This is a genomic window from Micromonospora musae (assembly GCF_003626545.1).
Lineage (GTDB): Bacteria > Actinomycetota > Actinomycetes > Mycobacteriales > Micromonosporaceae > Micromonospora > Micromonospora musae.
Genome location: NZ_RAZS01000004.1, coordinates 462,295 through 485,485, shown reverse-complemented (window position 1 = coordinate 485,485; position 23,191 = coordinate 462,295). Strand labels below are relative to the sequence as shown.

Below are 23,191 nucleotides of genomic sequence, written 5' to 3'. Positions count from 1 at the left end.
TTCCGCGCCCGGTCAGCCGGCCAGGGCGTCGCCGGCCGCCTCGACCAGGTCGTCACGGGCCCGGGCCACCCGGGAGCGGATGGTGCCCACCGGCACTCCCTCCACGGCGGCGGCCTCGGCGTAGGAGAGGCCGAGCAGCTGGGTGAGCACGAACGCGCCACGGCGCTCGGTGGGCAGCCGGCGCACCAGGTCCACCGCACCGAGCTGCCCCGCCGGGTCCGGGTACGGGCGGGCGGTGTGCGCGTCGGCGGCCAGCCGGGCATCGAGGCGCCGGCGGCGCACCACCACGCGCAGATGGTCGGCGCAGGTGCGGCGGGCGATGCCGAGCAGCCAGGTGCGGGCGCTGGAGCGCCCCTCGAAGGCGGGCAGCGAGCGGAACGCCCGCAGGTAGGTCTCCTGGGTCAGGTCGTCCGCGTTGTCCGGATCCACCAGAGCCGCCGCGAACCGCCACACCTCGACCTGGGTGAGCCGGACGAAGGCGGCCTGGGCGGCCGGGTCGCCGCCGCGCGCGGCCAGTGCCCACTCGGTCGCCGGATCCCGGGCAGCGCCGGCCGGCTCGGCGGGGCCGGCGGAGGCGTCGCGCGGGGCGGGGATCACGTCAAACCAGGTTACGCGGCACGTGACGGGCGGCGGGCAGGCTTGGACTCATCCATGGTCTGCACCACGCCGGGAACTTTCTCCGCGTTCGGGCCGACTACCCGCTCGTGACATGCGACCACGTGACCGCGGCGCTGTCGGCACGGCTGGGCGGGGAGGATCCGCAGGCGGAGCCGGCGGTGCTGGACGGGCACCTGCCGGGGTGCGCGGGCTGCCGGGCCCGGCGGGCCCGCTCTTCGGGGCGCGGGTGAAGCGGGGTGGCCGCCGACCGCCGACTTCGGCGAGCATGGCCGGCATGATCTCAGCCCCTCGCCGCTGGTTCGCCCGGTTCGCCGCCGCCGCCGGACTGCTCGTCGCCGTCGTCGCCCTCCTGATCGCCCCGGCCACCCCCGCGAGCGCGCACGCGGTGCTCTCCAGCTCCGCTCCCGCCGCGTCGGCGGTGGTGCCGACCGGGCCCTCGGAGGTGGTGCTCACCTTCAGCGAGTCGGTGCGGAAGGTGCCCGACAAGGTCCGCGTGATCGCGCCGGACGGCTCCCGTGCCGACCGTGGCGAGCCCACCTTCGAGGGCGCGGTGGTGAAGATCCCGGTGGACCCGGCCGGCGCGAACGGCACCTACCTGGTCAGCTACCGGGTGATCTCGGCCGACAGCCATCCGGTCTCCGGCGCGTTCACCTACTCGGTCGGCGCTCCGTCGCCGCCCCCGCAGGACACCGGCGACAACAGTCGGGCGAACCCGGTGGTCGGCAACGCGGTCAAGGTCGCCAAGTTCTTCGGCTACGCGGGCCTCGCGCTGCTCATCGGGCCGGCGCTGGTGCTGGCGGCGTTGTGGCCGCGGCGCCTCGACCGGCGCGGTCCGGCCCGGCTGGCCTGGAGCGGTCTCGGTCTGGTGACCCTCGCCACCGTCGCGGACCTGTGGTTGCAGGTGCCGTACACCGCCGGTGGTGGGCTCTTCGACGTCACCGGTGAAGGCATCAGCACCGTGCTGGGCGGCGCCTTCGGCGCGGCACACCTGGTCCGCCTCGGCCTGATCGCCGCGGCCGCCTTCCTGCTCCGCCCGCTCTTCACCGGGTCGGCCGGTCGAGCCGACGCGATCATCCTGGCGGTGCTCGGCGTGGCCGGTCTGGTGACCTGGCCGCTGGCCGGGCACCCGGCGGCGTCACCGGCCCCGGCCGTCTCCGTGGTCGTCGACACCGTGCACCTGGGCAGCATGGCGGTCTGGCTCGGCGGACTGCTGATGCTCGCCGTCTTCCTGCTGCGCCGCGCCGACGAGCGGGAACTCGGTGCGATCATGCCGATCTGGTCCCGTTGGGCGGCGCTGGCCGTCTCCGCCCTGCTCCTCGCCGGCGTCGTGCAGGGTCTGATCGAGGTGGCCACGCCGAGCGCCCTGGTCAACACCACCTACGGTCAGCTGCTGCTCGTCAAGATCGGGCTGTTCGCGCTGGTGATGGGGGTGGCCGCGTACTCGCGGCAGCTGGTGCGCCGGCGGATCGCCGAGCAGCGCCCAGGGGCGGTGCGCCGGGCTGTCTGGGTGGAGCTGGCGATCACCGCGGTCGTGCTCGGCGTGACCGCGACGCTGGTGCAGACCCCACCGGCCCGTACCGCCGCCGAGACGGCCGGCGTCGAGGCCGGCTACTTCAGCAGCACGCTCACCAGCACGCTGCTCAACATCCAGGTCGAGCTGGATCCGGCCGAGCGCGGCAACAACAGCCTGCACCTCTACGCGTACACCAAGGACAACCGGCCGCAGCCGGTGGTGGAGTGGAAGGCCACGGCCGCCCTGCCGTCGGCCGGGATCGAGCCGATCGAGATCCCGCTGCTGCCGTTGAGCGACAGCCACGCCACCGGCGAGATCAACCTGCCCGCGTCCGGGGACTGGCAGCTGAAGCTGACCGCCCGCACGTCCGACATCGACCAGGCCACGGTGACCGCCACCGTGCCGATCCGTTAGAGAGAGGTCCCGATCCCATGACCCGTACCCGCCGTTCTCTGGCCGGCGCCGCGGCACTGGCCGTCGGTGTCGTCGCCACCGCCGTGCTCGGGTTCGCCGCGCCGGCGTCGGCCCACGTCACGGTGAACCCGAAGGAGGCGACCCAGGGCGGCTACGGCCGGATCGCGTTCCGGGTGCCGAACGAGAGCGACACCGCCTCCACCGTGAAGCTGGAGGTGACGCTGCCGGAGAACGCGCCGGTCGGGTCGGTCTCCACGATGCCGGTGCCGGGTTGGACGGTGGCGGTGGAGAAGCGGAAGGTGGATCCGCCGCTCGAGGTGCACGGCAGCCAGATCACCGAGGCGGTGGCGAAGCTGACCTGGACGGCGACGGGCGACGCCGGGGTCAAGCCGGGGCAGTTCCAGGAGTTCCCGGTCTCCCTCGGGCCGCTGCCGCAGGTCGACAAGATGGTCTTCAAGACGCTGCAGACGTACTCGGACGGCAACATCTCGCGGTGGATCGAGGAGCCGACGCCGGGCGCGGAGGAGCCGGAGAACCCGGCGCCGGTGCTCACCCTGGCCGCCGCGTCCGACTCCGCCTCCGCGTCGGCGGCTCCGGTCGCGAACAACGCGCAGGCCACCGGCGGCGACGGCGAGGAGGACGAGGGGAACGGGCTCGCCACCGGGCTGGGCATCGCCGGGCTGGTCGCCGGGCTCGCCGGCCTGGTGCTCGGTGGGCTCGCGTTCAGCCGCAGCCGGCAGGAGCCGGCCGCGAAGGCCTGACCCCTACCGCGTCGCGCGGGCCCGCCGGATCTCCGGCGGGCCCGCGCGCTTTCCGCCGATCGCGTGCCGTGGATATCCGCTGATCGGCGGGCCGACGTCGGTAAGGTCGACCGGGTGTCTGGCTACGGAGGGGGACGGAACGGATGCGGTTCGTGCGCGCGTTCGCCGGAATGCTGCTGCTGATCATCGGTCTGCCGGCGTTGCTCGCCGGTGGTCTGCTCTGGCAGGTCACCCGGCACGCCGACCCGAGTGGCGCGTTCACCGCCCGCTTCGAGACCGTGCAGACCTCCGGCCACGCGGTCGTGGTGACCGACCTGGACCGGCTGCTCCGGCAGGAGGCTCCGTTCACCCGGTTCGGGCAGGCGCGGGTGCGCCTGGAGGCCCGGACGCCGGACGGCCCGGCGCTGCTCGGCCTGGCCCCGGCCGACGAGGTGCGGCGCTGGTCCGAGCCCGTACCGCACGCCACGGTGCGGCGGGTGGCGCTGGCCCGCGGTCCGCTGCCGGTCCGGCTGGAGCCGGCGGGCGCGTCGGTGGCCACCGACGACCGGGGTGCAGGGGCCATCGGGCACCCCGACTGGGTACGGGAGGGCGTCGGCGAGTTGGCGTGGACCTCGGACGAGTTGGCGGGTCGGCCGTTGAGCCTAGTGGTGATGCGCCCCGACGGCCGCGCGGACCTCACCCTGGAGCTGCGGGCCGAAGTGGACCTCGGGTGGACGGCCCCGGCGATGTGGGGGCTCCTCGCCGGTGGGGTGCTGCTGGTGACGTTCGCCGTACTGCTGCTGTTCCGCCCGGTGCGGCCCCGGGAGGTGGTCTTCGTGGTCGAGCCGGACCAGGTCCCGGTGCTCGCCGGCCGCCTCGGGGTCACCTCGCTCACTGCTCTGGGCGCCCAGCCGAGCGGCGGTGACGACCGGATGGCCCGGGTCCAGCGGCAACTCGTGGCGGTCGGTTCGGGCAGTGTCGAGCGGTCCGCGATCGGCGCGCTGCCCGCCCACCGGCCGGCCAGCCTCGCGGACGTCGTCGAGCGCGGGCGCCCCCACGGTGCGGACGTCGGCCCTCAGTCGGCCGCTGTCGGTCCGCGGTCGTCGACCGCGACCGCCGAACGCCCGCCGGCGGTGTCACTCACCCTCGCCTGGCCGCCCGGGCAGCCGGAGCGCACGGTCCGACCGACACCGCTGGCAGGTCCGGGGCGGGCCCAGGTGTCGACGGAGGAGACCGGAGAGCGGCCCTGAGCGCCGTCCGTCCGCGCTGGCGTGCTCGGCCGGCTCGGGTGGGCTTCGACGGGGGCTCATCGGCGGCACGGCCTCGAACGGCGAGTGGCCCTCCGCGCTGCCGACGCGGAGGGCCACCCTCACCGGGGGATCGGTGCCGCTACCCGAGTTGTCCATGAGGTAGTTGAGGTCAGATTAGCGCTGATCGTCGCTACTCGGGGCCTCTGTCCATTTGGTGCAATTTCTCGGGTGCGGCGGCCGGCCGGGACGGCTCCGGTCGCGGCACGTACGGCCGGGCCGGCAGGGTGACCAGCAGCAGCAGGCTGAGCAGCACGTACGTGTTGCGGATCAGGAACTGGCCCGGGGTGTCCGTGATGACCGGCGCGACGCCCCAGTCGTAGAACGTGACGACGCCGTAGACGATCACCGCGGTGGTGGCGACCGCCAGCGCGGCCAGCCAGCGCCGTCGACCGGCGTCGTCGGCCGGACCGGTGGCCGGGAGGCCGCCCAGGCTCGACGGGCGGCCGCCCAGCGCCGCGTTGGCGAGGACCACCACCGCCGGGACGAACCAGTAGAGGTGGTGGGTCCAGGTGATCGGGCTGACCAGCCCGCCGACGAGCCCGGTCAGGGTCAGGCCGGCGAGTTGGTCTCCGATCCGCGCGGCCCGGGCCGCCCGCCACAGCCCGTACCCGGCCACCACCGCGACCAGCAGCAGCCAGAGCAGCCGGTCCGGCTTCTCCGGCGCGGTGAACCGGCTGAGCAGGCCGAAGAGCGACTGGTTGCCGGTGTAGTCGGTGCGGCCCACCCGGTCGGTGGCCCAGAGCTCGTGCGTCCAGAACCGCCACGAGTCGTTCGGTGCGACCGCCGCCGCCAGCAGCGTCGCCGCCGCGGCGGTCGCGCTGGCCACTGCCGCCGCCCACCACCGGCGGCAGACGAGCAGGTAGACGATGAAGATGCCGGGAAAGAGCTTCAGCGCCGTCGCCAGCCCCACGCCGACCCCGGCCCACCGCCGACCCTGCGGTACGGCGAAGAGCAGGTCCGCGAGGATCAGTACGACCAGGAGCATGTTGATCTGGCCGAAGGTGATGGTCTCGCGGGTGCTCTCCACGGCCAGCACCAGCAGCACCGCCGCGGTGACGACGAACACCCGGGGCAGGCCGTGCTGGGCGATCATCGGGCGGACCAGCCAGCGGGTGGTCGCCACCACTCCCAGCACGGTGAGGATCGTGAAGATGGTGATGGTGGCGCCGAGCGGGATCAGCGCGAACGGCCGCAGCAGCAGCGCGCTGAACGGTGGGTAGGTGAAGTAGAGCTCGCCCTGGACCCGGTCCGGCTGGGCGTAGTCGTAGAGCGGATTGCCGTCCGCCCACCACCGCATCGCCCGCATGTAGATCTTCAGATCGAAGAAGTCGTGTACCCGCCCCGGCAGGTAGAGCGCCGGCAGCACCGCGGCCAGCGCGACGACTGTGACGAGGCGGCGGACCGTACGGCCGCCGGGGTCGTCGTCGGTGACGGCGGGCGGTGCGACGGATTCGGGTGGCACGGGGAAACCCTAGCGGGCTGGTCCCCGTGGAGCCCGCAACCGCGGCCCGTGGGCTGCGCGTAGTCTGTGCCGGTGGCTGATCTTCTCGTCTGGATCGACTGTGAGATGACCGGGCTCGACCTCGGCAGGGACAAGCTGATCGAGGTGGCGGCGCTGGTGACCGACCCCGATCTGAACGTCCTCGGTGATGGCGTCGACGTGGTGATCCACGCGGACGACGCGGCGCTGGACGCGATGCCGGAGATCGTTCGCACGATGCACGCCAAGTCCGGGCTGACCGAGGAGGTCCGCCGCTCGAAGGTCAGCCTGACCGAGGCGGAGGAGATGGTGCTCGACTACGTCAGCACCTACGTGAAGGATCCGCGTACCGCCCCGCTCTGCGGCAACTCGATCGCCACCGACCGCGGCTTCATCGCCCGGGACATGCCCCGGCTCGACCACCACCTCCACTACCGGATGATCGACGTCTCCTCAATCAAGGAGCTCTGCCGCCGGTGGTATCCGCGGGTTTACTTCGGCCAGCCGGCCAAGGGGCTGGCGCACCGGGCGCTGGCGGACGTCCGGGAGAGCATCCGGGAGCTGGAGTACTACCGGCGGACCGTCTTCGTGCCGCTGCCCGGGCCCGACGTGGAGAGCGCCAAGGCGATCGCCGCGCAGCTCTGAGCCCTGCTCCGGGCGCCCGCCGGTAGCGCCGAGGCGTCCGGTGCAACCCGCTGGACGCGGTCGCCGGGTGGGAGGCTATTATTGGTCCGCGCCCGCCCGGGGCGGTAAACCGGGCGCGGAGGCATGGTGGCTGTAGCTCAGTTGGCAGAGCACCGGGTTGTGGTCCCGGTTGTCGTGGGTTCAATTCCCATCAGTCACCCCAGCGAATACGTCAGGCCCCCTCTCCGGAGGGGGCCTGACGCGTTTTGGAGGACGTTCGGCGGGCTGCCGCCGGGGTGCGGGGCCGGGCGGACCTGTTGATCGACTCGACTTCAGGGAAGTCGCGGTAACCCAGCGCCGGGACACCCCGACATCAAGGAAGTCGAGTCGATCAACCGTCGCCGCCTCGACCGTCCCCGTCAGGCCGGCGGATGCTCGGTGACGAAGCTGCCCTTTCCCTGGTGCGTCTCGATCCAGCCCCGCTCATCCAGGATCCGCAACGCATACCGGATCGGTGTCGCGCTTGCGTCGTACTGGGCGCACAGCTCCGCGATGCTCGGCAACTTGTCGCCCGGTTTCAGCTGGCCGGACCGAATCGACGCCGTCACATCGTCGATCACCTGTTCGTACACCGGTTGTCTGGGCATGGGCGGGGCCACCTCTCGTCAGCCCCCCGATCGTGACACCCCACGTAGCACTCTCTGCATCCTTGGTTGACTGTGCATACTTTGCACTCTAAGTTCGAACCCAGGCACTCTCGTCAGCAACGGAGCGCCCGGCCGGGCGAGGCTGGCTCGATCGCCCGATCACCACCTTCGCCCGGTCCTTTGTCGCCGCAGGAGGCACGCGATGGTCGAGCGGTACGAAGAAGGGCCACTCCCGCCGGCACGCCCGGTTCAGGATGGCCGCCCGCCGCTGGTCGACGGGCAGATCATCGCCCGGTCGCCAGCGCTGCTCCCGTCGTGTGACCTTCGCCGTGCCCGGCTCACCGGCGCCTTGGTCGCCCTCGTGGGCCTAGCTGGCGTCGTCATCGGAGTGTTGCGGTGAGCCGGCTCGATGAGCCCGTCGACCGGGCGTCCGTCTTCCACTCCGCTCGACTGACAGTCGAGGCGCACGACGCGGGGCGGCGCTGCTGCCTCGACTGCCCCGGTCAGGCGTGCCGCCAGGACGAGTGGGCACAGAAGGTTCTCAGCCTCCGATTCACCGCGCCCAGCGACCGGCCGCGACCCGCGGCCGGCGACCGGAAGGAGAAGACCGTGGAGAAGCTTCAGTGGCGGACGCTGCGCTGCGACAACAGCGGACCCAACTGCCCCGAGATAGCCGAGCGGGACAACCAGGTGTTCCTGCGCAGCAGTAAGCGGCCCGAGCGCGTCGCTGTCCTCGACGCCGCCGAGTTCGACACGCTCAAGCAGAAGATCCTCGACGGTGAGCTCTGACCTCACCACTTCGGGGCCGGCTCCACCGGTGGGGCCGGCCCCGGCCGTGCCGGAGTCGCTCTGCATGGGCTGCACCGGGCACCGAATCATGATCAGGGAGCACGATTGCGGCGGCCGTCGGATCCAGGGCTGGCGGTGCGGGTGCCCGGAGCCGGAGTGCCGCCGTCGCCAAGCGGGCGAGTTCCCGCCGCACCTGAACAGCTGGCCGGAGCGTGGAGCGGGTGGGAAACCCACTAACCGGCGACGCTGATGGGCTCACTGGGCACCCTTCGAACGCGAACGCCCCCTCCGTGTGGAGGGGGCGTTCGTCGTCTTCCGGGACGTTCAGTCGGCCGTCGGGGTGACGTCCGGGTCCGGCGTCGCGTCGGTCGACGGCTGCGTCGCCGGCTCGTACGGCACGGCGCTGCCCTTGACGTACTCGCTCCAGCTCATGTTCCAGTCGGTCCAGCCGTTGCCGTTCTGGAGCTTGCGCTCGGTGCCCTTCACCGTGATGGGGTCACCGATGCGGGTGTTGGTGAAGAGCCACGCGCCCATTGCCATCGACACGTTCACGCATCCGTGCGACACGTTCACGCTGCCCTGCTGCCCTTCCGACCAGGGCGCGGCGTGGATGAACTCGCCACCCCAGGTGAGCCGCTGGGCATAGTCGATCTTCGTACGGTAGCCCTCCTCGGGGCCGAGCTCCTCGAAGGTGTCGAAGACCGTCTTGCGCAGCTTCTCGATCACCACCATCGTGCCGCTCGACGACGGGGTGCTCTTCTTGCCGAGGCTGACCGGGAGCGTCTTGATCACCTTGCCGTCGCGGGTGACGGTCATCCGCTTGGTCTTGTTGTCCACGGTCATGATCAGCGACGGGCCGATGTTGATGTCGACGGTGAGATCAGCCCGCCCGTACCAGCCGTCGGCCATCGGCAGGCCGCCGGCCTGCACCCGGTACGAGACCTTGCTGTTGGCCTTCCAGAACTGCTTCGGCCGGTAGCGGATCTCGGTGGGGCTCACCCAGTGCCAGATGCCCTCCTGCGCCGGCACCGAGGTCACCGTCATCCGGCGCTGCACGTCGTCGCGGTAGTCCTCCGGAATCTCCCGGCTGAACTTGACGATCAGCGGCATGCCGACGCCGACGGTCTGGCCGTCGCCGAGGAAGCTGCTCACCCGGATCTGCTTGCTGGGCTGGGCCATGGTGGTGAAGTTGCTGGTCGCGGTGGCGGGCCGGCCGTCGTCACCGGTCGCGGTCACGGTCGCCGTGTAGGTCTCGCCGTACTTGAGCGCGCCGCCCGGCAGCCAGCTCTTGCCATCTTCGGCGAGCTTGCCCTTGACCGCCTTGCCGGCGGAGTCCTTGAGCTCGAACTTCGTCTCCAGGGCCTCCGTGGTGCTGAAGGCGATGGCGGTGGACGCGGGCACGTCCTTGGCGTCGGCCTTCGGCTCGCTGATGGTGGCTGCCGCCTTCGGGGCGGGGGTCTCCGCGCCGCCCTGCCACGACGACGGTTTGCCGCCGTCGCCGCTGGTGCAGGCGGAGGTGAGCGCCAGCGCGGCGGTGATCAGCCCCGCGGCGAGAGCTCGGCGTCGACCGACGTGCCGGCCGCCGGGCCGGCGGTCCAGCTGCTCCTGGTCAGCTCGCATGATTTCCTCACAGTCGTGATCCCTCGCACCAGCCATCGTCTCTTACAGACGCGCGAGAACTGGTACCCGTTGCCTGGGGTGAAACGAAACACCCCGAGAACTTTTGCCCGGGTTGTTGCTAGAATTCGCTGTTCGCGAAGGGGACTCGATATCCGACGGGTCCGATCCCGTCCATCGATTCGACAGCGTACGCGACCCCGCGCCGGCTCGACGGTGCGAGCCGGCGCCGCGGATGGCGTCAGACGGCCGGGCCGGCCCCACCCTCAGGGACCGGTAGGGCGCTGCCCTTGACGAACTGTGACCAGCTCAAACTCCAGGCGGTCCAGCCGTTGCCGGCGGCCAGCTTGCGCTCGGTGCCCTTGATCGTGATCGGGTCGCCGACCCTCGACTGCTCGAAGAGCCAACGGGCGTTGGCCGTGGAGACGTTCACACACCCGTGCGACACGTTCTGCCGCCCCTGCACGTGCTCCGACCAGGGCGCGGCGTGGATGTACTCGCCGCCCCAGGTGATCCGCTGGGCGAACTCGATGTCGGTGACGTAGCGGTTGGCGGGATCGGGATCGTCCCGGGTGTCGAAGACCGTCTTCTCCTTCTTCTCCATCACGACCATCGTGCCGCTGGAGGAGGGGGTGCTCTTCTTGCCCAGGCTCACCGGCATGGTCCGGACCAGCTTGCCGCCCTCGTACACCGTCATCTGCTTCGTGGCGTTGTCCACCTTCATCACGAAGGACCGGCCGATCTTGCCGGTGGCCTTCCGGTCGACGTCGCCGTAGCGGCCGTTGCTCAGCGGGATGCCGGCCAACGCGATCCGGACGTTGAGCGTCGTGCCCGGCTTCCAGTACTCCGGTGCCCGGTAGTAGGCCTGGGTGCCGTTCTCCACCCAGTGCCAGGCGCCCGGCTGCGGCGGATCGGTGCGGACGAACATGCGCTTCTGTACGGCCGCCCGGTCCTTCTTCGGGATGCCCGGATGGAACTCGGTCACCACCGGCATCGCCACGCCGTACGTCTTGTCGTCGAAGAGGTAGAGCCCTGAGCCGATGGTCGACTTCGGCTTCTTCATGGTGGTGAAGGTGCTGCTGCCCTGACGAGCGGTTCCGTCGGCGGCGGTGGCGCTGACGGTCGCGGTGTACGTGGTGCCGTACTTCAGGGGAGCGTTCGGCACCCACGACGAGCCGTCGGTGCGCATCTTGCCCTGGACCCCATCGCCGGCCGCGTTGGTCAGCGTGACCTTGGTGACCTTGGCGCCGTCCGGCAGGTCGGCGCTGATCTCGGTGCTGACCGGCTTGTTCTTCGTCCCGTTCCCCGGGCTGAGCGGCAACGGCGGCCCGGCCGGGGCGGAGGGTGTCGACGTGTCGCCGGTCGCCGCACCCGGGCTGCCGCCCGATGCCGATCCGCCGACGAACGACGGTTTCTGCTGCTCGTCGCCGCAACCCGTCAGCGCCAGCGATGCCGCCAAAGCCAGGGCGCCCACCAACGCCCCGGCCCGCGTGAACGTGACCATCCCCACCTCTGTTCTCGCGTACCTGGCGGACATGGTGCCGTATCCGGCGCTGTCGCCAGGACCCGCGCGCGGGGAATCCAGGATGTTTGATGCTTTTGCCCGTTAAGCTCGCCCGAAGGGTGGAGCCGGGTATCGGATTGGAACCCCGCTCAGAGCCCGTGCTAATGTTCTCCCCGTTGCCACCGAGCGCCGCTAGCTCAACTGGCAGAGCAGCGGACTCTTAATCCGCGGGTTCGGGGTTCGAGTCCCTGGCGGCGCACAGCTGGTGAAGGCTCTGGCCTGATGTTCTACATCGGGTCGGAGCCTTTTCGCATTCCGGCGCGGAGTATCGGGCGCTCGACGGGCCGAGCAGAATGACGCCATGCGAGCCGCGTACATCGAGCGTCCCGGGCCCGCCGCGGACATCCTGATCGGCGACCTGCCGACACCACGCCCCGGCCCGACCGACGTCCTGGTGGACGTGCTCGCCACGACCGTGAACCCCGTCGACACCTTCGTACGCTCCGGGGCCTATCGCACGGCGCTGCCGCTGCCCTTCGTGGTCGGCCGCGACCTCGTGGGCCGGGTGGCCGAGGCCGGGCCGGGCGTGACCGGCTTCCGCGCCGGGGAACTGGTCTGGTGCAACAGCCTGGGGCACGACGGCCGGCAGGGCAGCGCCGCCGAGCGGGCCGTGGTGCCGGTCGACCGGCTGTACCGGCTGCCCGCCGGGGTCGACCCGGCCACCGCGGTGACCGTGCTCCACCCCGCCGCCACGGCGTACCTCGCGCTCTTCGTCCACGGCCGGCTCCGGCCCGGGGAGACGGTCGTCGTGGCGGGCGGCGCCGGAAACGTCGGCACCTCCCTGGTCGCGCTCGCCGCCACGGCCGGGGCGCGCGTCGTGGCGACCGCGTCGGCGGCCGACGCCGACCGCTGTCGACGCAACGGCGCCGCCGAGGTGCTCGACTACCGGACCTCTGACCTCGTCGACCGGTTGAGATCGACCTGCCCCGACGGCGTCGATGTGTACCTCGACACGGCCGGCCGTAACGAGCTGGAACCGGTGATCGACCTGCTCGCCCCGCGCGGCCGGGTGGTGCTGCTCGCCGGGGGCGCCGCCCGGCCCGTGCTGCCCGTCGGCGCGCTCTACCAGAACGATCGCGCCGTGATCGGCTTCGTCATCTCCCGCGCCACCGTCGACGAGCTGGCCGAGGCCGCCAGGACAGTGAACCGGATGCTCGCCGCCGGGCGGCTGGCCCCGCGCGAGACGCTGCCGCTGCCGTTGTCGGCGATGGGGGAGGCGCACCGGATGCTCGAACAGGGGGAGCTGCGCGGCCGGCGCGTGGTGATCCACCCGTAGGCCATCCCTCCCGCACGGGGTGTCCCGGCGGCCTGTTAATGTCTCTCCCCGTTGTCAGCGAGCGCCGCTAGCTCAACTGGCAGAGCAGCGGACTCTTAATCCGCGGGTTCGGGGTTCGAGTCCCTGGCGGCGCACCAACGAGATAGGCCCTGGCCTGGTGGTTCACACCGGGTCAGGGCCTTTTTGGTACGGGACGATGGCGATCGGCAGTTGCCTGCCGATCAACTCGGCGACCGAGGTCACGGCGTTGTCGACTGGCTGAGGGCGATCTTGTTGACCGGTGAGGGCCGACCCGGCTGGGACAACTGGAACAAGAAGACGTAGCCCGCCGGCTGGCGACACGATCGACGCGCGGGGTGGCGTGCCTGCCCTGGGTCCGGACCGGTTGGAGAGACATGCGTACGACCACCGTGGGCGACGTGACGATCCTCCTGCCCGACCTTGACCCGGAAGGCCTTCACCAGATCACCGACCTACCCGACGACGATCTCCACGACGGCCTCATGCAGGACGCCTCCTGGCGAGGTCAGCAGATCGCGGACCGGAACTTCCGAGGCTGCCGGATCACGGAAGCGGATCTTGGTGAGATCAACTGGGAGGGCGGCGCCCTCTACGGGTGCGAGATCGTCCGGACGGACCTGTCCGGAGCGGCCCTCACGGGCGTCAACATCGAGCGGTGCTCAGTCACCGGCTCTCGCCTCACCGGAAGCAGACTCATCGACGTCCGCCTGAAGGACGTCCTGTTCGGCAACTGCCGGTTCGACTACGCCACTCTGAACCGTGTCAGCGCCGCCGGTTCGGTGGCCTTCACCGACTGCACCCTCGTCCACGGCACCTGGTCATCCTGTCGGCTCTCCGGCGTCGCACTGCGGTCGTGCGACCTGAGCGACTTGGAATTGGAATCCTGCCGCCTCGACGGCGCCGACCTGCGGGGCAACCGGCTGCACGCCTTCGCGGCACCGCTGGACAACTTGCCGGGCGTGGCCCTTACCGAGAACGAGCTTCCCGAGCTGGACCGGATGGCCGTCGACGCTCTGAACATCGACGTCCGCGCAGATGCGTCGCGCGGCCACGGCCGCTGACGCGGCCACGGCCGATCGCGGCAATCGCCGTGGCGACCCGTCGAGTTGGCCGGGCTCCAATCCGGTTCGACCACCTGTCGATGGAGTCGACTCCGATTTCCCGATGGGCGACGATTGGCGACGAGGAGGCGCCGTGTCCGTTGAGCCCGTCCGCACCGGCAGTTCGGACACGATCCTCGTCTGCATCCGGGGCAATTCCGGATCGGGCAAGAGCAGCATCGCCCGGGAGCTACGGCACCGGCACGGCCGGGGCTGTGCCCTGGTAGAGCAGGACTACCTGCGGCGCATCCTGCTGCGGGAGCGCGACAAGCCCGGCGGCGCGGCACCCACCCTGATCGCGCAGACCGTCCGGTTCGCGCTCGACCACGGCTACCACGTGGTGTTGGAAGGCATCATGCACGCGAGTCGTTACCGGAGCATGCTGACCGCTCTGCGTGCAGGCCACCGAGGACGAACGCTCTTCTGCTACCTGGACGTGTCGTTGCCCGAGACCCTGCGGCGGCACCTCACCCGCCCACAGGTCGACGAGTTCACCGCCGAGCAGATGAGCGGCTGGTATGCCGCCGGCGATGTTCTGGGCTGGCCGGACGAACTGGTCCTCCCGGAGACGGTCTCCTTCGAGGAGGCAGTCGAGGTCATCGCCGTGGCGGCCGGACTACCTCAGACCGGACGAGACGACGACCTCCTTCCGTTCGATCGATGAATAGGGCCGAAGGGACGGGAAACGAGGTCGCTCACCGGGTAGACACGGGGTGTGATCCGACTACCTCGCGATCAGAAGCGGCTCGGCGAGCTGGCGGCGGCAGAGTTGACGTACGCCGAGCCTGGTGCCACTCGCCACCGGCTGCCGCCGGGTTACCGGCCGGCGAGCCGGGACGCCCGCCTGGGGGTCGGCCGTACCGTCTTCGACCGGGCGGTCGACGGGCTGCTCTCCTGGGAGATGCATCGCGGCGCCGGCCTGGCCGTGACGGCCTCGGGGCCGAGCGCCGTCGACGGTGCCGTGGTGCTGCTGCGCTGGGGGATCCGCCCGCTCGGTTTCCTAGCGCCCTGCCGGGTGGTTTACCAGGTCGACGAGCCGGACCGGCGGGGCTTCGCCTACGGGACGCTGCCCGGTCACCCGGTGCGAGGCGAGGAGTTGTTCGTCGTCCGGATCGGGCCCGACGGGGAGGCCCGCCTCGCCATCACAGCCTTCTCGCGTCCCGCGTCGCTGGCGGCCCGCCTTGGTGGCCCGGCGGGCCGGAAGGTGCAGGCCATCGTCACCGACCGCTACGTACGAGCGTTGCAGCGCATCGCCGCGGGTGGGGCGCGATGACGACGAAGAGGCGCGCGTGAACGGGCCGACACCGCGGGTCGTACGGGCGGAGGAACTCGCCGCCTTCACCGCCGCCCAGTTGCTGGATATGACGAGGGCCGTCATGGCGATCCTGGCCCTGCCGCAGCCAGCGGCCGACCGTGTCGACGCGCTCGTCGTACCCACCGGTCAGGGGGAGGAGTGGCGCCTCACCCACGCCATCCGGCGCTGGCAGGCCAACCGGAACATCCGGCACCTGCTGGTCGCGAACGGTAACCCGGCGGAGGAGACGTACCAGGAGATCGACCTGCCCTACCTGCGTGGCCTCGGCCTTCGTCGACTCGACGGGGTTCGGCTCCAGGCCGAGCCGGCGCCCAACACGGGCCTGCAGGCCGCCTGGATCGCCGCCCACGTAGAAGAGCTCGATATCGCGAGTCTCGCGCTCGCTGTCTCCGCTTACCACCTGCCCCGGGTCTACCTGACGGTCCTCAAGGCGCTCAGCCGCGGTGGAATCCGCATTCCCCTCGTCCCGGACCCGGTGCCGGTCGCACCCGACGCTGCCGCCCCGGAAACCCGAGCGACCGCCTACGACCTGCTGCCGGGCGAAGTGGAGCGAATTCTGAGGTATGCGGAGAAGGGGTGGGTTGCCACGTTCGAGGAGCTGCTGGTGTACCTGCGCTGGCTGTGGGGCGAACACGGCACGCTCCTGACCGGAACTTCGGCCTAGCGTTCCGGTTCGCTCGCCGACCTGCTTCGCAGCTGACGCCGCACCACGACGACGGCCGAGATCAGCAGGGTCGCCGACAGCGCGCCGACCGCCTGGGCCACCCGGTCGATGCGCTCAGTGGTGCAGATCCGGTGTGCCATCTCCCAGTAGTACCGCTTGTCCTCGGAGTTCGGGGCGTTCGCCCACGGGCTGAGGTCCATGCTCAGGGCGTTGCCGCAACTCGCGTACTTCTCGTGGTCGCCGGGCCCGATGCGGATGGGCGAGATCAGCAGGAACGCGACCACGATGGTGCCGAGCAGTACGAGGAGCGGGCTCAGCCAGGTGGCGCTGTGTCTCGGCCCGGCCGCGACGGATCTGATCGCCATCGGGCGATGGTAGACAACCGGAGAGTGCTCGTCGATCGACTCGTGTTCCTGGAAGTCGGGGCATCACACGGTGTGGGACGGCCCGACTTCAGGAAACCGAGTCGATCAAGCAGGGTGGCCGCGGCCTAGGTGAAGTGGCGTACCTCGGCGGCCCGCCCGGAGTACCCGGGCCAGCCCTGGGCGGTCAGCGCCTCGGCACCGCCGGAGGCGAACGACAACCAGGCCGAGCGGATCGGCGCGCCGCGATCGGACAACTCGCTCCAGGTCAGGCCGGCGAGCATCGGCGCGTCCGCCCAGGCGAGTTCGTCGCCGAAGAGCAGGGGCAGGTCGCTGGTGTGGCAGGCGCGGTACGGCGAGGTCGACGCCGGATCGTCGATGCGGTACACGAAGACCCGCGCGCCGGCTCGGGCGAGCAGCCGGCCGAAGCGGAGGGTGGGCCGGGCGAAGACCGTCCGCGTCACCGCGTCGATGAGCCCATCCTCGACGGCGCGCCCGACCAGCGGCACCCGCCGGGAGATCGGACCGGCGGCCAGGTAGTAGGCGATCTCGCGGCGGGTGGTGCCGAGCACCACCTCCAGGCCCTCGGCGCCCGCCTGGGCGGCGGCTCGCCAGCCCGGGACGTCCGGCAGCGGATCCACGCCGGCGACCGGCCCGTAGACCGGGGCCATGCCGAATCCGGCGCGGCCCGACATGTCCCGCTCACTCGACTGCTGCGCGGCGAGCACCTCGGCCGTGGACGCCTCCCACGGATCCCGTCCCAGCCGGGTGAGGAAACGTTCGGCCACCCGTGCGGCCAGCGCGGGGTTGCCCAGTCCCAGGCCCAGCGGCGGGCTCTGCAGCACGGCCCGGCGCAGTAGCGGGCGCGCCTGCGCCACACCCAGCAGGCAGGCCACCGAGTGGGCGCCCGACGACTGTCCCACCACCGTCACGTTCTCCGGGTCGCCGCCCAGGTCGGCCGCGTTGTCGCGTACCCAGCGCAGCGCCTCGATCTGGTCGAGCAGGCCGAGGTTGCCGGGGGAGACGCCGGGCGCGCGCAGGTAGCCGAGCGCACCGAGCCGGTAGTTGACGCTCACCACGACCACGTCGCCCTCCCGGACGAGCCGGTCGGTGCGGTAGCGATCCCAGGATCCGGCGCCGGAGCGGTACGACCCGCCGTGCAGCCAGACCAGCACCGGCCGCCGCGCCGAATCGGCAGCCGGCGTCACGATCGTCAGGTTCAGGCAGTCCTCCGACTGCGCGCTCACCTCGGACCTGCCGGCGGGCTTCACGGACCGGTCCGCCGGCTGCGGGCTGGCGCCGCCGTGTTCCCGCGCGTCGCGTACCCCGGACCAGGGTTTCTCCGGCAAGGGTGGGGCGAAGCGCTCCGCGGTCGCGTACCGGACGCCGCGCAGGATCGTCAGCCCGTTCTCGCGTACGCCACGCAGGGTGCCGCCGCGCACGGTGACCAGCACGTCCTGCGGGATCGGCGACGACTCGGCGGGTACGACGTCGACGCCGGCGCCGTCCCGCGTGACCGGCTCGGGCGTCACTGCGACCCGCCCCTCTCGCCGACGATGCCACTGCCGGGGCGGGCCGGACGGCGACGACCCACCGGGAAGACGGCGCAACGGTAGCCCCACGGTCGGGCAGGCGACGATGGCGTACGTCTCCACGAGACGTACGCCATCAGCGGTGTGGGTCAGGCGGGTGCCTTCTTCGCGCTTCGGCGCAGCCCGAAGAGCGCGATGGCGGCGAGCAGGATGATGGCGACGCTGTACTCGTCGGCGGTCATCGGCAGGCCGCCGCCGTAGACCACGAGGAAGCCCGCGATGACCGCGGGCAGGCCGAAGCCCACGTAGCAGACGACGTAGAGCAGGGAGAGGACGCTGGCGCGTTCGTGCGCCTCGACCAGGGGCAGGACGGTCTTGAGGCTGCCCTGGAAGCCGCCGCCGAAGCCGACGCCGCCCAGCGCGACGCCGACGAAGAAGCCGGCGACGAGGTCCATCATGACCGACACCAGCGTGACGATCATGCCCAGGATGAGGGCGCTGATGCCGGTGAGCATGATGGTGCGGGCGGGGGCGTTGCGCAGCAGGAACACGGTGATCGACGAGAGGCTGGCGAAGACGAAGAGGGCCACCCCACCGACCACGATCGAGGTGGGCCCGAGGGTGCGGACGAGGGCGGGGCCGAGCGCGCCGTAGAAACCGGCGAGCGCCCAGGCGGCGAAGAGCACCGGGACGACGGCGAGCACCGGCCCGCGTACGGCGTGCGGCAGCGTGATCTCCGGCCGGATGCTCCGCAGCGCCCCCCTCATCGGCGTGACGGTCTCCGACATCAGCACGATCCCGACGCCCTGGATCAGCAGGATCACCAGCAGGACGATGTACACGAGCCGGGTCGGCGCGGGCAGGAACTGGATGAACAGCGCCGACAGCAGCGCCCCGGTGCCGGTTCCGATGCCAGGCGCGAACGAGTTGGCGAGCGTGCCACGGGAGCGGTTGATGTCGAGCATGGCGGCGCCGATGGCGCCCGTGGCGGCGCCGGCCGCGAGCCCCTGCACCACTCGGGCGGCGAGCAGCGTGGGTACGCCGTTCGCGAAGACGAAGATGAGCAACGAGATCATCTGCACGGTGATCGCGGAGAGCAGGATCGGCCGGCGACCGACGTAGTCGGAGAGCTTGCCGAAGGTGAGCAGGGTGCCGAGCACCGCCACGGCGTAGACGGCGAACACCACGGTGGTGGTGATCGGTGAGAAGTGCCAGTGCTCCTGGTAGATCCCGTAGAGCGGGGTCGGGGCCGCCGAGGCGGCCAGGAAGGAGACCAGGATCGAGGCGAGCAGCACCAGGGAGGCGTTCGGTGAGAGGCGCGCCCGCCCGGCGTTGCTCATGCTGCCTGCTCCTCCGGTGCCCACGGGCTGCCCGCCCGACCGACCTGCACCCCAGGTCAGGCCCGGCGGATACCCGCTGCGCCCCGCCGCACTCCGGGCGGCCCGGCCGGGGCGTGCCGACGGTCAGAAGAGGGTCGGCGGCTCGACCGGGAGCGTAAGCGGGAGCGGGACCGGCAGGGGCGCGAGCTCGGGTATCCGAGCCCGTACCTCGTCGTGGAAACGCCGGGCGAGCAGCGGTGCGTCGGCGTTGTCCGGGGTGTGCACGAAGATCGTGGGGAAGCGGCCCTCCCGCAGCCACCCGGCGACGACCTCGACCCAGTACTGCCAGCCCTCGACCGTCCGTTCGGTGTCGTCGCGCCCGAGGTAGCGCACGATCGGCCTGTCGGTCAGCGCGGCGGATCGCAGCGCCACCCGGGGCTTCTTCACCCAGGCGTCCCGTTCCGCGTCGCTGGTGGGCGGGCTCGAGAAGAAGGCGGTGGTGTCGAACGGGACCCACTCGGCGGTCACGGTGGCGAGCGTCTGCTCGAGGAGGCGTGCCGCTCGCGGGTCGTCGAAGAACGCGGGGTGGCGGACCTCCACGGCGTACCGGTGGGCGGTGGGGAGGCGGCGCAGGAAACGGGCGAGCACGGGCACGTCGGTGGGGCCGAACGAGCCCGGCAACTGGATCCAGAGGGCGTGGGCCCGTGGGCCGAGCGGCTCGATCGCGTCGAGGAACCCGTGCAGCGCGTCGTCGGCGTCGCGGAGTCGACGTTCGTGCGTGATGAGCTTCGGCAGCTTGACCACGAACCGGAAGTCCGGGCCGGTCTGCTCGGCCCACGACGCCACGGTCTCCCGGGCCGGGGTCGCGTAGAAGGTGGTGTTCCCTTCGACGGCGTCGCACCAGCCGGCGTAGTGCCGTAGCCGCTCGTCGGCGGGGAGCGGGTGCGCCAGGAATCGGCCCTGCCAGGCCCGGTGCGACCACATCGCGCAGCCCACGTGGAGACGCACCACTTCCCACCCTCCGACGGACCGACCGCGACCGGCCGCCCGATCCGGGGAGGCGTCGGCGGTCGCCGGAAACGGTATCCCGGCGCCGGTGCCGGCGTGGGGGTCGGTCGCCGGTGGCCGTTTGCCGTCGAGGGCTGTGGGTAGCCACGCATCTCCGGATCGGGAAGGACGGGTCATGGCCGAGCTGAGCTTCTTCGACAAGGTGGCGGACCGGGCCGGCGTCCCGGAGGTGACCGCCCGAGCCCTCACCGAGGCCACCCTACTTACGCTCGCCGAGCGGATCAGCGGCGGCGAGGCGGGGGTTCTGGCCGGTCATGTGGCGCACGAGCTTCGCCCGCTGCTGGCCCGGACGGCGCCGGAGGAGCCCGAGGTGTTCGGGTACGACGAGTTCCTGCGCCGGGTCACCGAGCGCGCCCAGGTGAGCCCTCTCATCGCCGAGCGGGGCGCGGGGGCCGTTCTGCAGACCCTGCACCGCGTCGTGGGCCACCGGGAGTTCCTTGAGGCGCTGGCGCAGTTGCCGACGGAGATCCAGGCGCTGGCCGAGCCGGTGCCGCACACGCCCTGACCGTTCCGTTCGCCGTCGGGCCGAAGCGTCAACTCTGGGTTGACGATCCGGGGGCGTCAACCTAGAGTTGACGCATGACTGATGCTTCCCCGACCAACAACCCGGTACGCCTGGACGACCTGATCCAGGCGATCAAGAAGGCCCGCAGCGAGCCGCTGGAGCAGCTCAGCGACGCCGTCCTCGTGGGAGACCACCTCGGTGAGGTGGCCGATCACCTCATCGGACACTTCGTGGACCAGGCCCGCCGCGCGGGTGCCTCCTGGACGGACATCGGCCGCAGCATGGGCGTCAGCAAGCAGGCGGCACAGAAGCGGTTCGTCGCCAAGGACGCGCCGCTCGACCCGCAGCAGGGCTTCCACCGCTACACCCCGCGGGCCCGCAACGTGGTGGTGATGTCGCAGAACGAGACGCGCGCCAGCGGGCACGCCGAGATCCGGCCGGAGCACATCGTGCTGGGGCTGCTCGGCGAGCCGGAGGCGCTCGCCGCGAAGGCGATCGTCGCCCAGGGCGTCACCCTGGAGCAGGTACGCGAGGCGGCCGTCGCCGCGCTGCCGACGCCCCCGGCCGAGGAGCCGCCCGCCCTCATCCCCTTCGACGCGCAGGCCAAGAAGGCGCTGGAGCTGACCTTCCGCGAGGCGCTGCGGCTCGGGCACAACTACGTCGGCACCGAGCACATCCTGCTCGCGCTGTTGGAGATGGAGAACGGCAGCGGCGTGCTGGCCGGCCTCGGCGTCGACAAGGCCGCCGCCGAGGCCGACATCGTCGCCGCGCTCGAGGAGATCGTGCGGAACCGGGCCTGACCCGGCCGGGTCAGGAAGCGGTGGGGAAGCCGTACCGGGCCGCGTGCTCGGGGTCGGCCGGGTCGATCTGGCGGATGCCGGCGTCGGCGAGGCGCTTGTTGACCTCGTCGAGCTGCTCCCGCACCAACCGGGCCTCCTCCTCGGTCACTCGACCCCGGTGCGGCTTCCCGGCGTGCTCGACGGTGCCGTAGTCGATCCGCTCCGCGGCCTTGCGCGCCTTCGGCGGACGCACCCGCTCGGCGGTCTTGAGCAGCTGCGCCATCGGCGTGTCGGTGGCCAGCGAGTCGAACTCGCTGGCCGTGAGCACCACCCGGCGCGGCTCACCGTCGGGCTGGTCGTAGACCTCGACCACCGCCACGTCCAGCGCGGCGTCGTCGATGCTCTCCACCTCCAGTGGGGTGGCCTCCAGCTGCACGGGCCCGGCGACCAGGTCGGGGTGCTCCAACACCACGATGCGGACCACCTCGTCCTCCGCCTGCAGAACTGTGCCGCTGAAGTCGGAGACGCGGATCGTCTTCTTGCCCATGCGCGGAGCTACTCCTGTCGTCGGCCGGATTCGGGACCAGAAGACGTTACCCGACAGGTGTGCGAAAACCTGGAGTGGACGGGCCCGTGTGTCGCCGCTCGCGCCGTCAGCGGCCGCCGCGCCCGTGCCGCGCGGACGCCCCGGCGGGCAGCTTGTTCAGCTCGGCCCAGCCCAGGGCCCGATCCGGGTCAGCGCAGGCCCGGACACCGCGGTACGGCGGCTGCGCCGGGAAGCGGGCGGCGATCCGGTTGCGCCAGCGGCGCTCGATCTCCTGCTGGTGCCGGTCGTTCGGCTGATTCGGCATGACGTTCACCGTCCCAGAGAAAGGTGTACATGTATGGAAATGGATGTGACGTGGGGATACGGCACCTGGTTCCCTTGCGCGGTAAGCAATTCGGAGCCGAGTCCCGCTACCCACGCCATCGGCTGAGCTGACCGCGCCGATCGACCGGACGTCGCCGCCGGCACCGCGTCCGCCCGTGGGTCGCCGGCCCGGTGCGGCTCGGGAGAGGCCGGTCCGCCCAACCCCGGGCGTCCGCTCGGCGTACGGTGATCGGCGACGAGACCCGTTGGCCGGGGTGCCGAGACGGTGAGCCGGACGCCACCGGGGGCGGGACGGTTCACGGAGGTGGTGGCGTGCTCGACCGGCGACTCCACCTGCACCTGGCGACCTGGCTCGGGCAGTGGCCGGCCGGGCCCGGTCTGCACGTGGTCTCGTCGCACCGGCGCGCCCGCCCGGCCTGGGACGGCCGGCTGCGGCCCGCGCTCGCGGTCGGCACCGCGCACGGCGCCGTGCTCTCCGTACCGCCGGACCGGGTCACGGCCGTGCGGGCGCTCACCGACCTTCCGCTGGATCGGCTGATCCCGGCCCTGCCCGCCGCCGTCGGCCTGCCCGACTGGACCACGCACGACGGCCCGTTCCGGTGGAGCCTGGCGCCCGCGCCACTACCCGACGTGGGGGAGTGGATTCCGCCCACCGCGCCCGGGCTGCCGCCCTGGCTGCGACTCTTCGACTCCGACGTGCTGGTGGTACGCGCCCCGGACGGCCACTACCTGGCCGGAGCGGGGGTGAAGCGGCACGACGCGTACGGTCACGAGCTGGCCGTCGGTACCGCGCCGGAGGCCCGGGGTCGGGGGGTGGCCCGGCGGCTCGTCGCCCAGGCCGCCCGTCGGGTGCTCGACGAGGGGGCGGTCCCCACCTACCTGCACGAGCGGGGCAACCAGGCGTCGGCCCGGGTGGCCGAGGCCGCCGGGTTTCCCGACCGTGGCTGGCGCTCGTTCGGGGTGTACCCGCGCTGAACTCCGAGGTCGGTGCGGTGCCGAGCCGGGATCGCCGCACGATGGGCGCCCAGCGTGGCACCGGCGGCGAACCGGGACGGCTTCGGTG

General features: G+C 71.7%; 25 protein-coding genes and 3 tRNA genes. 17 read left to right on the top strand and 11 right to left on the bottom strand.

The window, feature by feature from the left end:
* Positions 1-12: 12 nt before the first annotated feature.
* A complete protein-coding gene (locus D7147_RS14035) occupies positions 13-597 on the bottom strand; it encodes a sigma-70 family RNA polymerase sigma factor (RefSeq protein WP_120677537.1) in 585 nt (194 codons plus the stop codon).
* Between the two features lie 107 nt (positions 598-704).
* On the opposite strand from D7147_RS14035, the gene D7147_RS33685 reads away from it, so the two are divergent.
* The 4 genes from D7147_RS33685 to D7147_RS14015 all read left to right on the top strand — a co-directional run bounded on the left by D7147_RS33685 (position 705) and on the right by D7147_RS14015 (position 4,535).
* Entirely contained in the window at positions 705-848 is a 144-nt protein-coding gene (locus D7147_RS33685; protein WP_407663342.1) for a zf-HC2 domain-containing protein, read from the top strand.
* A gap of 35 nt (positions 849-883) precedes the next feature.
* On the top strand, positions 884-2,545 hold the full coding sequence (locus D7147_RS14025; protein WP_120677533.1) for a copper resistance CopC/CopD family protein: 1,662 nt from the start codon (positions 884-886) through the stop codon (positions 2,543-2,545).
* A gap of 17 nt (positions 2,546-2,562) precedes the next feature.
* A complete protein-coding gene (locus D7147_RS14020; RefSeq protein ID WP_120677531.1) occupies positions 2,563-3,306 on the top strand; it encodes a YcnI family copper-binding membrane protein in 744 nt (247 codons plus the stop codon).
* A 143-nt stretch (positions 3,307-3,449) separates the two neighbouring features.
* Complete coding sequence (locus D7147_RS14015; protein WP_233563127.1) at positions 3,450-4,535, top strand: hypothetical protein; 1,086 nt, start codon at positions 3,450-3,452, stop codon at positions 4,533-4,535.
* Positions 4,536-4,725: 190 nt separating this feature from the next.
* Here D7147_RS14015 and D7147_RS14010 read toward each other — a convergent pair whose 3' ends face one another.
* Entirely contained in the window at positions 4,726-6,057 is a 1,332-nt protein-coding gene (locus tag D7147_RS14010) for a glycosyltransferase 87 family protein (protein WP_120677529.1), read from the bottom strand.
* A gap of 66 nt (positions 6,058-6,123) precedes the next feature.
* On the opposite strand from D7147_RS14010, the gene orn reads away from it, so the two are divergent.
* Both orn and D7147_RS14000 read left to right on the top strand, forming a co-directional pair.
* A complete protein-coding gene (gene orn / locus D7147_RS14005) occupies positions 6,124-6,720 on the top strand; it encodes an oligoribonuclease (protein ID WP_120677527.1) in 597 nt (198 codons plus the stop codon).
* Positions 6,721-6,846: 126 nt separating this feature from the next.
* A tRNA-His gene (locus tag D7147_RS14000) sits at positions 6,847-6,922 on the top strand.
* Positions 6,923-7,118: 196 nt separating this feature from the next.
* On the opposite strand, the gene D7147_RS13995 is transcribed toward D7147_RS14000, so the two are convergent.
* Positions 7,119-7,346, bottom strand: a complete 228-nt coding sequence (locus tag D7147_RS13995; protein WP_120677525.1) for a winged helix-turn-helix domain-containing protein — start codon at positions 7,344-7,346, stop codon at positions 7,119-7,121.
* 396 nt (positions 7,347-7,742) lie between these two features.
* On the opposite strand from D7147_RS13995, the gene D7147_RS32660 reads away from it, so the two are divergent.
* A complete protein-coding gene (locus D7147_RS32660; protein ID WP_199734173.1) occupies positions 7,743-8,135 on the top strand; it encodes a DUF397 domain-containing protein in 393 nt (130 codons plus the stop codon).
* Positions 8,136-8,459: 324 nt separating this feature from the next.
* Here D7147_RS32660 and D7147_RS13980 read toward each other — a convergent pair whose 3' ends face one another.
* Together D7147_RS13980 and D7147_RS13975 are read right to left on the bottom strand one after the other, a co-directional pair.
* A complete protein-coding gene (locus tag D7147_RS13980) occupies positions 8,460-9,755 on the bottom strand; it encodes a L,D-transpeptidase (RefSeq protein WP_120677521.1) in 1,296 nt (431 codons plus the stop codon).
* 238 nt (positions 9,756-9,993) lie between these two features.
* A complete protein-coding gene (locus D7147_RS13975; protein ID WP_120677519.1) occupies positions 9,994-11,256 on the bottom strand; it encodes a L,D-transpeptidase in 1,263 nt (420 codons plus the stop codon).
* 186 nt (positions 11,257-11,442) lie between these two features.
* On the opposite strand from D7147_RS13975, the gene D7147_RS13970 reads away from it, so the two are divergent.
* The 7 genes from D7147_RS13970 (at position 11,443) to D7147_RS13940 (ending at position 15,692) form a co-directional block, all read left to right on the top strand.
* Positions 11,443-11,515 (top strand) — tRNA-Lys (locus tag D7147_RS13970).
* A 102-nt stretch (positions 11,516-11,617) separates the two neighbouring features.
* The gene (locus D7147_RS13965; protein WP_120677517.1) at positions 11,618-12,592 is read left to right on the top strand and encodes an NADPH:quinone reductase; all 975 of its coding nucleotides are present in this window, start codon (positions 11,618-11,620) and stop codon (positions 12,590-12,592) included.
* A gap of 61 nt (positions 12,593-12,653) precedes the next feature.
* A tRNA-Lys gene (locus D7147_RS13960) sits at positions 12,654-12,729 on the top strand.
* A 258-nt stretch (positions 12,730-12,987) separates the two neighbouring features.
* The gene (locus D7147_RS13955; protein ID WP_120677515.1) at positions 12,988-13,674 is read left to right on the top strand and encodes a pentapeptide repeat-containing protein; all 687 of its coding nucleotides are present in this window, start codon (positions 12,988-12,990) and stop codon (positions 13,672-13,674) included.
* Positions 13,675-13,807: 133 nt separating this feature from the next.
* The gene (locus tag D7147_RS13950; RefSeq protein WP_267900762.1) at positions 13,808-14,377 is read left to right on the top strand and encodes a kinase; all 570 of its coding nucleotides are present in this window, start codon (positions 13,808-13,810) and stop codon (positions 14,375-14,377) included.
* A gap of 51 nt (positions 14,378-14,428) precedes the next feature.
* Positions 14,429-14,986 (top strand): DUF1990 family protein, encoded by a 558-nt coding sequence (locus D7147_RS13945; RefSeq protein WP_233563126.1) that lies wholly within the window; start codon positions 14,429-14,431, stop codon positions 14,984-14,986.
* Positions 14,987-15,074: 88 nt separating this feature from the next.
* Complete coding sequence (locus D7147_RS13940; RefSeq protein ID WP_233563153.1) at positions 15,075-15,692, top strand: YdcF family protein; 618 nt, start codon at positions 15,075-15,077, stop codon at positions 15,690-15,692.
* Here the strand turns inward: D7147_RS13940 and D7147_RS13935 are convergent.
* From D7147_RS13935 to D7147_RS13915, 4 genes are all read right to left on the bottom strand, one after another.
* Entirely contained in the window at positions 15,689-16,057 is a 369-nt protein-coding gene (locus D7147_RS13935; RefSeq protein WP_120677511.1) for a hypothetical protein, read from the bottom strand. The two genes, D7147_RS13940 and D7147_RS13935, sit on opposite strands and share 4 nt — an antisense overlap.
* A gap of 125 nt (positions 16,058-16,182) precedes the next feature.
* Entirely contained in the window at positions 16,183-17,586 is a 1,404-nt protein-coding gene (locus D7147_RS13925; protein WP_158609352.1) for a carboxylesterase family protein, read from the bottom strand.
* A gap of 149 nt (positions 17,587-17,735) precedes the next feature.
* On the bottom strand, positions 17,736-18,926 hold the full coding sequence (locus tag D7147_RS13920; protein WP_120677507.1) for an MFS transporter: 1,191 nt from the start codon (positions 18,924-18,926) through the stop codon (positions 17,736-17,738).
* A 123-nt stretch (positions 18,927-19,049) separates the two neighbouring features.
* Entirely contained in the window at positions 19,050-19,889 is an 840-nt protein-coding gene (locus tag D7147_RS13915; RefSeq protein WP_199734179.1) for a DUF72 domain-containing protein, read from the bottom strand.
* Between the two features lie 199 nt (positions 19,890-20,088).
* On the opposite strand from D7147_RS13915, the gene D7147_RS13910 reads away from it, so the two are divergent.
* Both D7147_RS13910 and D7147_RS13905 read left to right on the top strand, forming a co-directional pair.
* Positions 20,089-20,478 (top strand): DUF2267 domain-containing protein, encoded by a 390-nt coding sequence (locus D7147_RS13910; protein ID WP_120677505.1) that lies wholly within the window; start codon positions 20,089-20,091, stop codon positions 20,476-20,478.
* Between the two features lie 74 nt (positions 20,479-20,552).
* Positions 20,553-21,278 (top strand): Clp protease N-terminal domain-containing protein, encoded by a 726-nt coding sequence (locus D7147_RS13905; protein WP_120677504.1) that lies wholly within the window; start codon positions 20,553-20,555, stop codon positions 21,276-21,278.
* A 10-nt stretch (positions 21,279-21,288) separates the two neighbouring features.
* On the opposite strand, the gene D7147_RS13900 is transcribed toward D7147_RS13905, so the two are convergent.
* Both D7147_RS13900 and D7147_RS13895 read right to left on the bottom strand, forming a co-directional pair.
* Positions 21,289-21,804, bottom strand: a complete 516-nt coding sequence (locus tag D7147_RS13900; protein ID WP_120677502.1) for a hypothetical protein — start codon at positions 21,802-21,804, stop codon at positions 21,289-21,291.
* Positions 21,805-21,910: 106 nt separating this feature from the next.
* Positions 21,911-22,108 (bottom strand): DNA repair protein, encoded by a 198-nt coding sequence (locus D7147_RS13895; RefSeq protein WP_120677849.1) that lies wholly within the window; start codon positions 22,106-22,108, stop codon positions 21,911-21,913.
* Between the two features lie 332 nt (positions 22,109-22,440).
* On the opposite strand from D7147_RS13895, the gene D7147_RS13890 reads away from it, so the two are divergent.
* Positions 22,441-23,103, top strand: a complete 663-nt coding sequence (locus D7147_RS13890; protein WP_120677500.1) for a GNAT family N-acetyltransferase — start codon at positions 22,441-22,443, stop codon at positions 23,101-23,103.
* Positions 23,104-23,191: the final 88 nt, after the last annotated feature.